At 71.7% G+C, this 15199-nt stretch carries 12 protein-coding genes and 1 riboswitch; of the genes, 9 read left to right on the top strand and 3 right to left on the bottom strand.

What is annotated here, in order from left to right; all coding sequences use genetic code 11:
• The first annotated feature begins 75 nt into the window (after positions 1–75).
• The 3 genes from RIF89_RS04650 to RIF89_RS04640 all read left to right on the top strand — a co-directional run bounded on the left by RIF89_RS04650 (position 76) and on the right by RIF89_RS04640 (position 2340).
• The gene (locus RIF89_RS04650; protein ID WP_309067972.1) at positions 76–870 is read left to right on the top strand and encodes a hypothetical protein; all 795 of its coding nucleotides are present in this window, start codon (positions 76–78) and stop codon (positions 868–870) included.
• Positions 825–1412, top strand: a complete 588-nt coding sequence (locus RIF89_RS04645; RefSeq protein ID WP_309067971.1) for a signal peptidase I — start codon at positions 825–827, stop codon at positions 1410–1412. The genes RIF89_RS04650 and RIF89_RS04645 overlap by 46 nt, the downstream gene beginning before the upstream one ends.
• A gap of 172 nt (positions 1413–1584) precedes the next feature.
• A complete protein-coding gene (locus RIF89_RS04640) occupies positions 1585–2340 on the top strand; it encodes a response regulator transcription factor (RefSeq protein WP_309067970.1) in 756 nt (251 codons plus the stop codon).
• Between the two features lie 24 nt (positions 2341–2364).
• Here RIF89_RS04640 and RIF89_RS04635 read toward each other — a convergent pair whose 3' ends face one another.
• Entirely contained in the window at positions 2365–3528 is a 1164-nt protein-coding gene (locus RIF89_RS04635) for a hypothetical protein (protein WP_309067969.1), read from the bottom strand.
• A complete protein-coding gene (locus tag RIF89_RS04630; RefSeq protein WP_309067968.1) occupies positions 3525–5174 on the bottom strand; it encodes a PAS domain-containing sensor histidine kinase in 1650 nt (549 codons plus the stop codon). The genes RIF89_RS04635 and RIF89_RS04630 overlap by 4 nt, the downstream gene beginning before the upstream one ends.
• Before the next feature lie 241 nt (positions 5175–5415).
• Between RIF89_RS04630 and RIF89_RS04625 the strand changes: the two genes are divergently transcribed.
• The 3 genes from RIF89_RS04625 to RIF89_RS04615 all read left to right on the top strand — a co-directional run bounded on the left by RIF89_RS04625 (position 5416) and on the right by RIF89_RS04615 (position 10361).
• Positions 5416–7143, top strand: coding sequence for an ABC transporter ATP-binding protein (locus tag RIF89_RS04625; RefSeq protein WP_309067973.1), 1728 nt, complete (start codon positions 5416–5418; stop codon positions 7141–7143).
• Positions 7144–7180: 37 nt separating this feature from the next.
• Positions 7181–9283 (top strand): ABC transporter ATP-binding protein, encoded by a 2103-nt coding sequence (locus tag RIF89_RS04620; RefSeq protein ID WP_309067967.1) that lies wholly within the window; start codon positions 7181–7183, stop codon positions 9281–9283.
• 250 nt (positions 9284–9533) lie between these two features.
• Positions 9534–10361, top strand: coding sequence for a DUF559 domain-containing protein (locus tag RIF89_RS04615; protein WP_309067966.1), 828 nt, complete (start codon positions 9534–9536; stop codon positions 10359–10361).
• Between the two features lie 191 nt (positions 10362–10552).
• Here the strand turns inward: RIF89_RS04615 and RIF89_RS04610 are convergent, their stop codons facing one another.
• Complete coding sequence (locus RIF89_RS04610) at positions 10553–12223, bottom strand: D-alanyl-D-alanine carboxypeptidase (RefSeq protein WP_309067965.1); 1671 nt, start codon at positions 12221–12223, stop codon at positions 10553–10555.
• 80 nt (positions 12224–12303) lie between these two features.
• Positions 12304–12414: riboswitch (TPP riboswitch) on the top strand.
• Between RIF89_RS04610 and RIF89_RS04605 the strand changes: the two genes are divergently transcribed.
• From RIF89_RS04605 to RIF89_RS04595, 3 genes are all read left to right on the top strand, one after another.
• Entirely contained in the window at positions 12405–13049 is a 645-nt protein-coding gene (locus RIF89_RS04605; protein WP_309067964.1) for an ECF transporter S component, read from the top strand. Its footprint overlaps the riboswitch before it by 10 nt.
• Entirely contained in the window at positions 13046–14578 is a 1533-nt protein-coding gene (locus tag RIF89_RS04600) for an ABC transporter ATP-binding protein (RefSeq protein WP_309067963.1), read from the top strand. The genes RIF89_RS04605 and RIF89_RS04600 overlap by 4 nt, the downstream gene beginning before the upstream one ends.
• Positions 14575–15199: energy-coupling factor transporter transmembrane component T (locus tag RIF89_RS04595; RefSeq protein ID WP_309067962.1), on the top strand; the 625-nt coding region annotated here is incomplete at its 3' end. The genes RIF89_RS04600 and RIF89_RS04595, both read left to right, overlap by 4 nt.

Raw genomic sequence — 15199 nt, 5'->3', positions numbered from 1 at the left:
CAGCGCATGGAGCACGACCGCCAAGGGCAAGTTCCACATCGCGCGCAGCGGCGGTCAGCTGACCATCTCCTGCGGATGGCGATGAAGGGCGCGCTCCTCGCGCTGGCCTCGGCGGTGCTGCTGACAGCTCCCGTGGTGGCGCTGGAGGCGGAGTCGCCCGATCCGGGCCTGCAGTTCTCGACCGACGGCTCGAGCTGGTCGCCGGTGGCACCGACCGCGGTCTTCGCGGAGGGCATCCACCTCGTCCCGGGCGAATCGACCGAGACGACCGTTCGCGTGCGCAACGTGCGGGCGGACGCCGGCGTGCTCGTCGTCGTGGTCGAGAACATCCGCGCCCAGAGCGAGGCGGGCGAGCGCGGGTTCCACATCGCCGGCGTGGACGAACGAGGCGAAGGCCTTCCCCGCACGGCGATCGCCGACGTGCCGACGTGCGCGGCCGTCATCCCCGCCCGCTCGCTCGCTCCGGGAGCCGGCGCCGTCCTGGATCTCACCGTCGACCTCGACGCGTCCCTCTCGGGCGACGAGGCGCAGAACGAGAAGGTCATGTTCGATCTGTGGTTCGGCCTGACGGACGCCGCCGCGGCCGACCTGACCGAGGACGGCTGCCCGACCGACGCGATCACCGTGCCGGCGCAGCCGGATCCGGAGGCCCCGGCCGATCCGGATGCGACGCCGGATGCCGGAGCGCTTCCGCCGGTCGTTCCCGCACCGGGCGCCTCGGCCGTGCCGCACGGTCCCGTCGTGCCGGGCGACGGCCTCGCCGCGACGGGTGCCACCGGGGCGCTCGCCGTCATGGTCCTGGGCTTCGGGATCGGAGGTGCGGGATGGCTGCTGCTGATGCTGTCACGGCGACGCCGACGCCGCGCGTGAGCCGCGTCCGCGAGACGCTGCGCTCGATCACCAAGGGGGTCAGCATCGGCGTGCTGGTGCTCGTGCTGGGGCTGGGCGTGCTCGTGATCGGCGTGCCGGCCGCGGTGGGCGGCGTCCCGCTCACGATCCTGACCGGATCCATGCGGCCGTCGCTGCCTCCCGGCACGCTCGTGATCGTGAAGCCGACGCCCGCCGAGGAGATCGCGATCGGCGACGTCCTGACCTATCAGCTCGAGTCCGGAAAGGCCGCGCTGGTGACCCACCGCGTGATCGGTCGCGCGGCCGACTCGGCGTCGGGTGAGCTGCGGTTCGTCACCCAGGGCGACGCGAATGACACGGCGGACGCCGAGCCCGTCAGACCCGTGCAGATCCGCGGCACGGTCTGGTACGCCGTGCCCTGGATCGGATGGGCGAACCAGGCGATCAGCGGACAGGCGCGCGCCTGGCTCGTGCCGCTCGCGGCCGGCGGGCTGTTCGTCTACGCCGGGTGGCTCCTGACGGCGGGAGTGGTGGAACGCGCGCGCAGCAAGCGCGCCGCGTGATCCGTCACGCGGCGTGCCGCGGCCGGGCGCCGGTCCGCCGGTGACCTTTCGGAATATCGAAATGGCAGGTGGGTGCGCGATTCCGGATCTCGGCGCCGTCCGGGATGCCGGTCCATTCCGGCGCATATTCTGCGATATCCTCTCGGCTGTTCCAACTGGGGGGAGCGGTGCGATGGACGAGCCACGTGTCGCGGTCGTGATCGAAGACGACCCCGACATCCGCGGCCTGCTCTCCGAAGTGCTCACGCAGGGCGGTTTCGCGGTTCATACGGCGCCCACGGGAGCCGAGGGGGTGCAGCTCGTGCGCGAGTTCGACCCGGTCGTGACGACGCTCGACGTGAGCATGCCGGGCATGGACGGCTTCGAGACGGCCAAGCGCATCCGCGACATCAGTCCGACATATCTCGTCATCCTCAGCGCCAGGTCCGAGGAGATCGACGTGCTGCAGGGCCTGCAGGCCGGTGCGGACGACTACGTCACGAAGCCGTTCCGTCCACGCGAGCTGCGGGCGCGGATCGAGGCCATGCTGCGCCGTCCTCGGGTTTCGAGTGCGGCGGCGACCGCGGAGCCGGACGCGCATGTCGAGGAGGAGGGCTGGCTCGAGCACCGCGGGCTGCGGCTGCACCCCGGCATGCGCACGGTGACGGCCGACGACACGCCGCTCGACCTGACGCGGACCGAATTCGATCTGCTGAACGAGCTGCTCGCCGCCGGCTCGCGGGTCGTGTCGAAGCAGCAGCTCACCCTCGCGCTGCGCGGCGACCGGCACAGCGACTTCGTCACGGATCACGACCTGCGGGCGATCGAGGTGCACATGGCCAACCTGCGACGCAAGATCGGCGAATCGGCCGCGCATCCGCGCTGGATCGAGACGGTCCGCGGTGTCGGCTACCGTCTCACGTCCGGCCTGCAGGGGCCCGAGGCCTGACCAACCCCCTGTGAGGCGAGGCGGTCAGTTCGTGGCCTGCAGCACCGGCATCGCCGAGTCGGCGGCGGACAGCCGCGCAGCGTCCGCTGCCGCGGACGTCAGGGCGTCCGCGTCGTACCCGTGGTCTGCCGCCAGCGCATAGCCCACGCCGATGGCGGGGAGCACGGCGTCCCGCAGTGCGACGATGTCATCGATAAGGCCCTGCCGCAGTTCGTCGCCCGTGGCGGCCGCGTCGGCGGCGTCCGATGCGCACAGGAGGAGCGCCGCGGTCGACTCATCGAGGGAACCGCCCACGACGTGCGGCGGCAGATGCCGGTGCACGGCATCCTGCCAGTTCGCCTCCACGAGCTCGGCGGCGCCCTGCCCGAATGCCTTCGCGATCTCGGTGAGCCCCGCGATGCGGATCGCGACGATCGCCATGGGCGCCCCGGCGCGCTCGCTGCGACGGGCGATGTCCTCGACGACCGCGCGGAACGTGTCGGGGGAGATCAGCGCCGTCCCCCGTCGATCCGCCTCGGCTCCGCCGGGCACGGGCGGCGAGGCCGTCGAGACGACGCGCAGCACGGACGTGGAGACGACCGCGACGATGGTCAGGGCGATCGTGACGATCGAGGACATGTTCGTGCCGAACCACTCGTTGAACAAGGCGCTCTCGGGCCCGGCGGTCAGGAACACGAGCGTCCGCGCGAGGTAGTAGGCCGCGGCCGCGGCCAGCACGAACGTCAGGCCCCACGCCGCGAAGACCTCGCGCAGCGCGCCGCGCAGCGTCTCGAGAGCGCCGAGCAGCGCGAACAGCCCGATTCCCGCGAACATCACGGGCGCGCCGGCCCAGTCGCCGACCTCGCGCTGCGCGATCGAGGCCACCAGCGTCAGCACGGCCGCGGCGGCGACGGCGATCCGGTGCACGGTGCCGAGCCGCCCGTTGAACACGCGGCAGCCGAGCCACATCAGCCCCATCTGGGCGACGAAGCCGGCGTTGCCGATCGCGACGGCGATCCAGAGTCCGCGGTCGATTGTCCAGGCGACGTAGCAGAACGTGACGAGGATGCCGGCGACGTACGCCGCCGCCCAGTACCGTCCGGATGCGCTTTCGCGCCGCACGACCGTCTCCAGCAGGAACACGGTGCTCGAGACCACGATCACTACGGCGGTCGCGAACGACGTGGTGAACAGATCCAGGGGGATCATCGCTCCTCCTCGGGGCCACGGGACGAGCCGGGCGCGGTTGCGGGCTCGGTTGCCGGGGCGGGTGCGCCGGCGGGAAGCGTCACGACGAAGGCCGCGCCTTCCCCGACGGCGCTCTGCACATGGATGTCGCCGCCGTGCGCGCGCACGATGTCGCGGCTGATCGCGAGGCCCAGCCCGCTGCCGTGGACACTGGAGCGGCGCACGGCGTCGGCGCGGTAGAACCGCTCGAACAGCTGGCCCTGCTCGGCGGGTGCGATACCGGGCCCGTCGTCCCGCACGGCGATGATGGCGCGATCGCCGTCGTTCGCGCATCCGATCCACACGTTCCCGTCCTGGTGGGCGTATTTGATCGCGTTCGAGAGCAGGTTGTCGACGACCTGTCCGATCCGGCTCGCGTCCGCGTGGGCCGTCGTCGGCTCGACGCCCTCCGTGTCGATCAGGATGCGGCGCTCCGCCGCGCGCGGCGCCGCGGCCTCGACGGCATGGCGCACGAGGGCGGCGATGTCCGTGGGCGCCAGGCGCAGGCGCGCGTCGAGGTCGGCATCCGGATCGGCCGAGGCCGAGAGGATGTCGCCCACCAGCGCGAGGAGGCGCTGGGCATTGCGCTCGGCCACCTCGAGATTGCGGCGCGCGGACGGCGCCAGCTCGCGGTCGTCGAGCGCCAGGTCGAGGTACCCCATGATCGAGGTGAGCGGCGTGCGCAGCTCGTGCGAGACGGATGCGACGAGGTCGTCGCGGGCCCTCAGGGCGGTGCGCTCGGCCGTCACGTCGCGCGAGACCAGCACGACGCCGGAGTCGCCGTCCGCGCGGATGCGCCGCGCGCTGACCTGCAGGGCGCGCCGTCCCGTGCCGAGCCCGCCGTGCCACAGGTCGAGGTTCTCGAACGTCTCGCCGCGGCGGGCGCGCGCGAGCGGGCGCTCCTCGGGCGGCAGGGACGTGACGCCGTCGGCGCGGAAGAGTGGCGCGTCCGGGTCGCCGTACAGGCGCGTGTGAGCGGGGTTCGTCACCGCGACCTGTCCGTCCGACCCGATCCGCATCACGCCGAAATCCACGGAGTGCAGCACCTCGCTGACGAGCGCCTCCTGGGTGCGGGCGCGCTCGAAGGCGGCTCGGAGAGTGAGCGACTGCCGGGCGAGCAGCGCCCGCTGCGCTCCGGAGCGGCGCGACAGGATGTGCCCGAACATCGCGAGCGCCACGATCGTGAGCGGCAGCAGGGCGCCGCGCGTGTCGAAGCCGAGGGACGTGTGCCCGAGGATCTGCCAGTAGGTGATCGTGACGGCGGCGCACAGCGCGATCGTGAGCACGATGCCGTAGTTCAGCGCGACCCAGAGCACCGGGAACATCCACAGCAGCCCGAGCCCGCTTGTGGGATGGCCCAGCTGGAGGACGGTGATCCCCGCGATGTCGGCGAGGGGCACGATCGCGGGCACCCAGTTCGGCAGCCGATCCCACCGGACGACGACCGTGAACGCACTCGTGAGCAGCACGATCGCGACCCCGACGGCCAGCGCGCCGAGATCGCGGTAGCTGCCCGACGACACGACCAGACCCGCGGCGAACAGCGTCACCAGCCCCAGCAGCAGCTGGTTCAGGATGACGGTGCGCTCGCGCGACGGGTCGCGCGGCGACGGGGTGTCCGCGGTCATGCGCCGACGTTACCGCGCGCCCGGGACCCGCCTCGCAGGGCTGCCGCCGGCGACAGCCGACTGGTAAGGACGGCGCGGGGCGCGCTCCGCATCCGTCCCGCGACGGAGATCCGGCCCGACACGCGTGTTCCGCCGACAGCGGACAGAAGCCGAACGCGCTGGTGGAATGTCCGAGGAGGGTGGCAGAGTCTATCCGTCCTCGCGCGCGTCCGCGTGAGGAAGTCCCACTGTGGAGGCCCCCGTGCTCGGCAAGCTCCTCTTCCGATATCTGACGCGCTATAAATGGCTGCTCGTCGCGGTGCTGGTGTTCCAGTTCGCGTCGGCGATGGCCGCCCTCTACCTCCCGTCCTTGAATGCCGACCTCATCGATGAGGGCGTCGCGAACGGCGACACCGGCTACATCCTCCGCACCGGTCTGGTGATGATCGCGGTCTCGATCGGCCAGATCGTGGCGTCGATCATCGCGACCGCTGCCGCCGCCCGGTCGGCGATGGGCGCCGGTCGCGACATCCGCGCCGACGTCTTCCAGAAGGTCAGCTCGTTCTCCGAGCGCGAGGTGTCGCAGTTCGGCGCCGGTTCGCTCATCACCCGCAACACGAACGACGTGCAGCAGGTGCAGATGCTCGCCATGATGGGCGCCACGATGCTGGTGCAGGCGCCCATGCTCGCGATCGGCGGCATCATCATGGCGCTGCGTCAGGACGTCGGGCTGAGCTGGATCATCGGCGTCGCGGTGCCCGTGCTGCTGTTCGCGGCGGGCCTCATCATCTGGCGCATGGTGCCGCTGTTCCGTCAGTGGCAGACGAAGCTCGACGCGATCAACCGCACCATGCGCGAGCAGCTCACCGGCGTGCGCGTGGTGCGCGCGTTCGTGCGCGAGCGCATCGAGGAGGAGCGTTTCCGCGGGGCGAACGACGGCATCACGCTCGTCAGCCGCAAGGTCGGATCGCTGTTCGTCCTGATGTTCCCGCTCGTGATGCTCATCCTCAACGTCACGGTCGTCGCCGTGGTGTGGTTCGGTTCGTTCGAGGTCGACAGCGGACGCGTCCAGATCGGCACGCTGTTCGCGTTCATGCAGTACGTCGGTCAGATCCTGGGCGGCGTGATGATGGCGACGTTCATGACGATCATGATCCCGCGCGCCGCGGTGTCGGCCGACCGCGTGGGCGAGGTGCTGGGCGTCGAGACGTCGCTCACGCGCCCGGATGCGCCGGTGTCGGACATGCCGACGCCCGGCGAGGTCGTGTTCGACGACGTCTCCTTCACCTACCCGGGCGCCGACGAGCCGGTCATCGCGGGCGTGAGCTTCCGCGCCGCTCCGGGCGAGACTGTCGCGATCGTGGGATCGACCGGCGCGGGGAAGACCACGCTCGTCAACCTGATCCCGCGGCTGTTCGACGCGACCGGGGGAGCGGTCAGGGTGCACGGCATCGACGTGCGTCAGGCCGACCTCGAGGCGCTGTGGGCGGGCATCGGGCTCGTGCCGCAGCGTCCGTTCCTGTTCAACGGCACGATCGCGTCGAACCTGCGGTTCGGCCGCGAGGAGGCGACCGACGACGAGCTGTGGGCGGCCCTCGAGATCGCCCAGGCCGCCGACTTCGTGCGCGAGAAGCCGAAGGGGCTCGACGAGCCGATCGCGCAGGGCGGCACGAACGTGTCGGGCGGGCAGCGGCAGCGCCTCGCGATCGCGCGCGCGATCGTCAGCAGGCCCAGCGTTCTGGTGTTCGACGACTCGTTCTCGGCGCTCGACCTCACGACCGATGCGCGGCTGCGTCAGGCGCTGTGGCGAGAGCTGCCGGAGGTCACCAAGATCGTGGTCGCGCAGCGGGTGTCGACCATCACGGACGCCGACCGGATCGTCGTGCTCGAGGGCGGGCGCATGGCCGGCATCGGAACGCATGACGAGCTGCTCGCCAGCAGCCCCACATACCGCGAGATCGTCGACTCGCAGCTGGGGGTCCAGGCATGATGCGCGGCGAAGCGACAAGGTGGAGTGAGGCGACGAAGTGACCGAGACGAATTCCGCCGTGGACGAGAACCAGATCGACGACCAGGCACGGATCGAGGCGGATGCCGCAGAGAAGGCGCGCCGCGAGGCCGGCGACTGGGACGCCCCGCCGCCGGGGAAGCCGAAGAATCTGGGGCCCAGCTTCATCCGCTTCATCGGCCTGCTGGGGCCGTACAAGTGGGTCTTCGGACTCGTGATGCTGCTCGGCGCCGCCGGCGTCGTGCTGGCGATCATCGCGCCGCGCGTGCTCGGCGAGGCGACCAACATCGTGTTCGAAGGCTCCATGTCGACCGTGCTCGCGGGGCAGTTCCCCGTGGGCACGACGCAGGAGCAGGTCGTGGAGGCGCTGCGCCAGGCCGGCCAGACCGACTTCGCCAACACGATCGCCGCGATGAAGCACTTCGAGCTCGGCGCGGGGATCGATTTCGCGCAGCTCGCCGTCGTCATCCGTTGGGTGCTGATGCTGTACGTCGTCTCGGCGCTGCTGCAGTGGCTGCAGGGCTACGTGATCAACGTGATCATGGTCAAGACGATGTGGCGCGTGCGCGAGCGGATCGAGGCGAAGATCAACCGCCTGCCGCTGTCCTACTTCGACAAGGTGCAGCGCGGCGAGCTGATCTCGCGCGTCACGAACGACGTCGACAACATGACGAACACGCTGCAGCAGTCGCTGTCGGGCGCGGTGACCTCGATCCTCACCGTCGTGGGCGTGCTGATCATGATGTTCACGATCTCGTGGCAGCTCGCACTGGTGGCACTCGTGGCGCTGCCGCTCATGGCCGTGATCTTCGGCGTGATCGGCCCCCGCTCGCAGAGGGCCTTCCAGACGCAGTGGGCGAAGGTCGGCCGTCTGAACTCCCGCGTCGAGGAGGCGTTCTCGGGGCACGCCCTCGTGAAGGTCTACGGCCGGGAGAAGACGAACGAGGAGGCCTTCGGCAAGGAGAACGACGAGCTGTTCGACGCGGCGTTCAAGGCCCAGTTCTTCTCGGGCCTGATGATGCCGGGCGTGCAGTTCATCGGATCGCTCACCTACGCGGGCATCGCTGTCCTGGGTGGCCTGATGGTCGCGAGCGGTCAGCTGCGCATCGGCGACGTGCAGGCGTTCGTGCAGTACTCGCAGCAGTTCACGCAGCCGCTCATGGAGCTCGGAGGCATGACGAGCGCCGTGCTGTCGGGCACCGCCTCGGCCGAGCGCGTGTTCGAGCTGCTCGACGAGCCCGAGCAGGAGGACGACGCGGAGGACGCCCCGAAGGCGCCCGAGGGCCGCGGCGTGATCGAGTTCCGCAACGTCTCGTTCTCCTACACGCCCGAGCAGCCCCTGATCCGGGATCTGTCGTTCCGCGTGGAGCCCGGGCAGACGGTAGCGATCGTCGGTCCGACCGGCGCGGGCAAGACGACGCTCGTGAACCTGATCATGCGCTTCTACGAGCTCGACGGCGGCGCGATCCTGCTCGACGGGCAGGACATCTCGAAGATGACGCGGTACGACGTGCGCGAGCGCGCGGGCATGGTGCTCCAGGATCCGTGGCTGTTCTCGGGCACGATCCGGGAGAACATCCGCTACGGCCGGCAGACGGCGACGGACGAGGAAGTCGTCGAGGCGGGCAAGGCGACCTACGTCGACCGCTTCGTGCACTCGCTCCCGGACGGGTACGACACCGTGCTGGAGGAGGACGCGGCGAACGTCTCGGCGGGTGAGCGCCAGCTCATCACGATCGCGCGTGCGTTCGTGTCGCAGCCGAGCGTGCTGATCCTGGACGAGGCGACGAGCTCGGTCGACACCCGCACCGAGCAGCTGCTGCAGCACGCCATGGCGGCGCTGCGAGAGGGGCGCACGTCGTTCGTGATCGCGCACCGCCTGTCGACCATCCGCGATGCCGACCTGATCCTGGTCATGGAGCACGGCGACATCGTCGAGCAGGGCACGCACGACGAGCTGATCGGCCGCGAGGGTGCCTACTGGCGCCTGTACCAGTCGCAGTTCGAGCACGCCGCCGTGGACCTCGACGCGGCGCAGACCGCCGACGTCGCCACCGACACCACGGCGGTAGACGTTCCCGCCGCGGCGGGCGCTCCGGCCGACGGCGACGCCCGGGACTGAACCCGGGGGCGCCGGCGGCGCTCCCGGGTCGCGCACCGGGGGGACAGGGCGCGGGACACAGGACACCGATCCGGAGATCTGCGCGCATCCGGACCGTTTGCAGGAGATCCGTCCGGAACGGTGCAGATGTCCGGGTCGGTGCAGGCGGATCGGTGTGGCTGGGTCGTCCACAGCCGCCGCCTCGGGTGGGAAGCGCAGACGGCTTGTGCACAGCCGTTCCGCAAGGGTGCTCCGACGGCACGCTCACGACATGGATCCCATCACCGTACTGATCGAGCTGGGGGGCGTCGCGCGCTATCAGACGCTCATGAAGCGCGGTGTGACCCGCCATCGCCTGTCGGCCGCGATCGCATCCGGCACGGTCGACCGCGTGAGGATCGGATGGCTCGCGCTGCCGACCGCCGATACCGATATACGCAGGGCGGCATCGTTCGGTGTGGTTCTCAGCTGCGTGACGTTGCTGCGGCGCCGCAACGTCTGGACCCTTCCCGTGCCCACACCGCACGTCGCGATCCATCCGAAGGGCAACCTGGCCGGACCGACCGCGGCGCATGTGCACTGGGCCACGCCCATCGTGCCGCGTGATCCCGACGTGCTCGAGGACCGGCTCGTCAACGCACTGGTCATCGCGGCGACGTGTCAACCATACGAACGCGGCCTTGCCGCGTGGGAATCGGCGATCCGGCAGCAGCTCGTCGACACCGACACGCTCCGGAGGCTCGCCCTGCCACCGGATGCACGACGCCTTCTCAGTGACGCGAAGCCGTTCGCCGACGCAGGCGGCGAGACGATCGTCTCCTCACGCCTGCGCTGGACGAAGCTCCCGATGCGTCGCCAGGCCTATGTGGCCGGGCACCCGGTCGACCTGCTGATCGGCGAGAGGCTCGTCGTGCAGATCGACGGCGGTCACCACGTGGACGCCCAGCGCCTCATCGACAACGAGCACGACGCGAGACTCCGGCTGATGGGCTACCACGTGATCCGGATCGGGCACTGGCAGATCATCGACGACTGGGTGACGATCGAGGAGCTGATCCTCACGGCCGTCGCGCAGGGCCTGCACCTCGCGCGCCGCTGAGGGCGGATCGGCTACTTCGGTACGAGTCCGGAGATCTGCACACCTTCGGGCAGAAAACGCGGCAGACGTCCCGATCGGTGCAGATCTCCGGATCCGTGCATCCGTCTGCCTTCCGATCCGCGCGCACGCCGGTCCGTGCAGCGCCTGCCTCCCGATCCGTGCAGCCCTCCATCCGGGCTCGCGCGGGCGGCCTACTGCAGCCCGAGGAGGTCCAGCGGGTGGGTGAGGCGCCAGCCGAGGTCGGGGCCGGTGACGTCGCCCTCGATCGCGAGCGGCACGGTCGCCGTGTCGAACGGGCCGGTGGCGGTCAGCTCGCCCACCTCGGCGCCGTCCAGCAGGCCCACCTCGATGTCGTACTCGCTCTCGACGGCGGCGGTGCCGCGGTCCCACAGCACGACGGAAGCGTCGCCCGTCGTGACGACCTCCGCGTCCTCGCCCCACTCGGTCGTGACGGTGGCGACCGTCGTGCCGGCCGCGACCGACGGACCCGGCTGCAGTGACTTCTCGACCTGGTCGAGGAGGTCGCGGCTCACGGTCTCGCGCAGTTCCTCGTTCGGCTGCCCCAGCACCGCCGAGTACACGCGCACGGTCGTCTGGCCGAGCGTGACGTCTCGTGCCGTGAGCAGGTTCCACTGCTCCTGCATGCCCTCGAGCAGGGTGCCGGTCTTGATGCCGACCACGCCCGGCTCACCCAGCAGCGGGTTCGTGTTCTCGACCTTGCCGGCGCCGGGCAGATCGATCTCGGGCATCGCCACGATCTCCGAGATGACCGGATCGGCGAGGGATGCGCTGGCGAGCTTGATGAGCGCGGCCGGCGTCGCCGTGTTCTGCGGGGAGATGCCGCTCGGGTCGACCATCGTGATCCCCGACAGGCCGTGCGCCTCCAGCCACTTGGGCACTTCGAGCACGAACGCGTCCTTCGAGCCCCAGAGCTCGGTCGTCAGGCGGTCGATGTAGTTGTTCGCGGACCCGATCAGGATGCCCTCGATCATTTGCCGCTGGGTCAGGGTGCCGCCGATCGGCACATCCAGGGCCGACTCGTTCGCGTAGCGGTACTGCCAGTACAGCGTGTTGTCGTCCGCCGTGAAGGAGTAGGACGGTCCGTCCTCGCCGACCGCGAGCGGCGCCTTCTCCAGGATCATCATCACCGTGACGAGCTTCGCGATGCTCGCCATCGGCACGGTCTCGGCGTCGAGCGCGGCGATCGTGCCGAGCCCCTCCGCGCCGACGGCGGCGGTGCCCTCGGTGGGCCAGGTCACGCCGAGCGGATGACCGGGGTTGGGCGCCACGGTCGCGGCCGAGACGGTGGGCGCCACGTTGTCGAGCGGCCACAGCGCGCAGCCGCCGACGTACGCGAGCAGGAGTGCGCCGGCCGAGATCAGCGGCGCGGCGATCAGCCCGCCGCGGCGGTCGCGGCGCGGCGGGAGCAGATCGCCCGCGGCGGGAACCTGGCCGGAGAGGCGGGGCGCGTCCGTCGTGATCGGCGTCGAGAGCGTCGCGGGGTCGACCCAGGCCAGCGCGGCCGTGGCGGTCGTCACCGGCTCGGGCGCAGCGGGCTCCTCGTCCTCGGCGGCCGGCCCGGCGAGCGCCAGCGCCTGCGCGACGGCGGCCGTCTCGCGGCGCTCGCGCCGGCCCCCGGGCGTCGGCAGCGCCTCGAGCTCCTCGGCCGACATCGCCCGACGGACGGCGCCCTTCTCGAGCGCGATCAGCGCGGCGACATCGAAGGCCTGCGTGGGCTCGAGGGCGTCCTCGGACGGCGGCACGGTCACATGCGACGCCGCGTGCGCGGGCGTCGCGGGCGCCGCCGTGCCGGACGCGCCCGAATCGGGAGCGTCGCGCGGGGGGAGTTCGTCGATCGCCACCCGATCACGGTACCCGCCGTTCCCCGAGAGATCCCGTAGATCCGCTGGTCCGCGGGCGCGTCGAAACCGGCCTAGAATCTCCTCACACCCACGGGAGTCCGGCGAGCCGGGCTGAGAGGAAGCGATCCGCGCTTCGACCGTCGAACCTGATCCGGATCATGCCGGCGCAGGGAGGAGAGAGATGAACACGTCCACCCACCGCTTCGTCGCCACGAGCACGAGCACGAACCGCCGCTTCACGTGGCGCGTCGTCGACATCGTCGTGGCGAGCGTCATCGGCGTCGCCGCGGGCGTCGTCTTCTGGCTCTGGGGCCTCGCCTGGCCCGGGCTCGACAGCCTGCTCGCGTTCACCCCCGGCCTCTCGGGTCTGCTCGCGGGCGGCTGGCTCTTCGCCGGCGTGCTCGGCGGACTCGTCATCCGCAAGCCCGGAGCCGCGCTCTTCACCGAGGTGGTCGCCGCGGTCGTGTCCATGGCCCTCGGCACGCAGTGGGCGTTCCTCACGTTCGTGTGGGGCCTGGTGCAGGGCGTCGCCGCCGAGCTCGGCTTCGCGGTCCTGCTATACGCGAACTGGCGCCTGCTCGGCGCGCTGCTGTCGGGCGCCTTCGCCGGCATCGCGGTCGCGGTGCTCGACACGAACTTCTCATCGGTCGCGGCCCTCGCGGCCGAGGCTCGCGCCGTCTACTTCGTCTCCGCGGTCGTCTCGGGCGTCGTCGTCGCCGGCGTCCTGTCGTGGGTGATCGTCCGTGCCCTGGCCGCCACAGGTGCGCTCGACCGGTTCGCCGCCGGCCGGGAGGCCCGCGCGCGCGGCGCCGCGTCCGAGGCGTGACCGCCGCGGACGTCGCCCCTGCGCGCGCGGAGGCGCGCGGCTGGGGGTGGCGCCACGCGGGACGCTCGCGCTGGGCGGTGCGCGGAGTGGATCTGCGGATCGATCCCGGCGAGCGCGTGCTGCTGCTCGGGGCGAGCGGATCCGGCAAGTCCACCCTGCTGCGCGGACTCGCGGGCGTGCTCGGCGACGAGGAGGACGGCGAGCCCGCGGGCGAACTGGTGATCGACGGCGTCCCTGCGGCTCAGGCCCGCGGTCGCGCGGGGCTCGTGCTGCAGGATCCGGATGCGCAGGTCGTGCTCGCGCGGGTCGGCGACGACGTGGCGTTCGGATGCGAGAACCTCGGCGTCCCGCGCGAGGAGATCTGGCGCCGGGTGCCCGCTGCGCTCGCCGCGGTGGGTCTCGACGTCGCGCTCGACAGGTCGACGTCGGCCCTGTCGGGCGGACAGAAGCAGCGTCTCGCGCTCGCGGGCGCGCTCGCGATGCGGCCGGGGCTGCTGCTGCTCGACGAGCCCACCGCGAACCTCGACCCCGCCGGTGTCGAGGAGGTGCGGGACGCTGTGATCCGCTCGGTGGCCGCCTCCGGCACCACGCTCGTGGTCGTCGAGCACCGCGTCGACGCGTGGGCGCCGCACGTCGACCGCGTCGTCGTGCTCGGAGCCGGGGGCGCGGTCGTCGCGGACGGCAGCCCGGACGAGGTGTTTCGCGGTCACGCCGCGTCGCTCACCGCGGCGGGGGTGTGGGTGCCGGGTGTCGCGCCGAGCGTGCCCCGCACGGCCCCCGCCGGCCCGTCCGACGACCTGCTGATCGCGCAACGGCTCGGCGTCGGTCGCCGGCGCACGGGCGTCACGGATGCGGCGATCGCGGCCTCCGACGTGGATGCGACCGTGCGCAGCGGGCGCCTGCTGGCGATCACGGGGCCCAACGGCGCGGGCAAGTCGACGTTGGCGCTCACGATCGCGGGGCTGCTTCCGCCCGTGCGGGGCCGGCTCGCCGCGACGGCCGCGCTTGCCGAGTCGGGCGATCCGTCGGCGCGGCGACGCCGCGGCCGCGCGCCCGCGGTGGGCGACGCCCCGCTCGCGTGGTCGTCGCGCGATCTGCTCACGCGCATCGGCATGGTCTTCCAGTCGCCCGAGCACCAGCTGCTCGCGGCGACCGTGCGGGACGAGCTCGCCGTCGGCCCGCGCGCTCTCGGGCTCGATGACGCCGCGGTGACCGCGCGCGTCGAGCCGCTGCTGGAGCGGCTGGGCCTGTCGCATCTGGCGGGCGTCAACCCGTTCACGCTCTCGGGCGGGGAGAAGCGCCGACTCACGGTCGCGGCGATGCTCGCCACCAGGCCCCGCATGCTCGTGCTCGACGAACCGACGTACGGGCAGGATGCGCGCACCTGGCGGGAGCTGGCGGCACTGCTCGACGACATCCGGTCTGGGGGAGCGGCGGTCGTGTGCGTGACGCACGACCGGCCGCTCGTGGACGCCCTGGCGGACGACATCCTGCGCCTCGGATCGCCCCGCGCCGAGGTGAGCGCATGAGCCTCGTGGTGATCGACGCGCGGCACAGTCCGCTCGCCCGGGTGAACGCGCTCGCGAAGTTCGCCGCGACGCTCGTGCTCGGCGTCGCCCTGATCCTGTCGATCGACGCGGTCTCGGCGGGCGTGGCCCTGGCGCTGACGGCCCTGCTGATGCCGTTCGCGCGCCTGCCCTCGCGGCAGCTGTGGCCCCGGCTGTGGCCGATCGTGCTCGCGGCGGCGATCGCAGCGGTCGGCACGCTGCTCTACGGGCGCCCGGACGGCCAGATGCATGTCGAGTGGGGCCTGCTGCGCATCAGCGACGGATCGATCGCGCTCGCGCTGGCGATCCTGCTGCGCGTGATGGCGATCGCGCTGCCCAGCGTCGTGCTGTTCGCGACGACGGATCCGACCGATCTCGCCGACGCGCTCGCGCAGCTCGCGCGGCTCCCGGCGCGCTTCGTGCTCGGCGCGCTCGCCGCCCTGCGGCTCGTGGGGCTGCTGATCGACGACTGGCGTGAGCTCGGCGACGCGCGTCGCGCGCGCGGCGTCGCCGACACGGGCCGGATCCGCCGGCTCGCCGGGCAGACGTTCGCGCTGTTCGTGCTCGCCATCCGGCGGGGCACCAAGCTCGCGACCGCGATGG

It is taken from the genome of Microbacterium sp. (assembly GCF_031178525.1).
In the GTDB taxonomy this organism is placed as follows: domain Bacteria; phylum Actinomycetota; class Actinomycetes; order Actinomycetales; family Microbacteriaceae; genus Microbacterium.
Note: the sequence above shows the minus strand (reverse complement) of the source record. Positions and strands in the feature narration are given on the sequence as shown.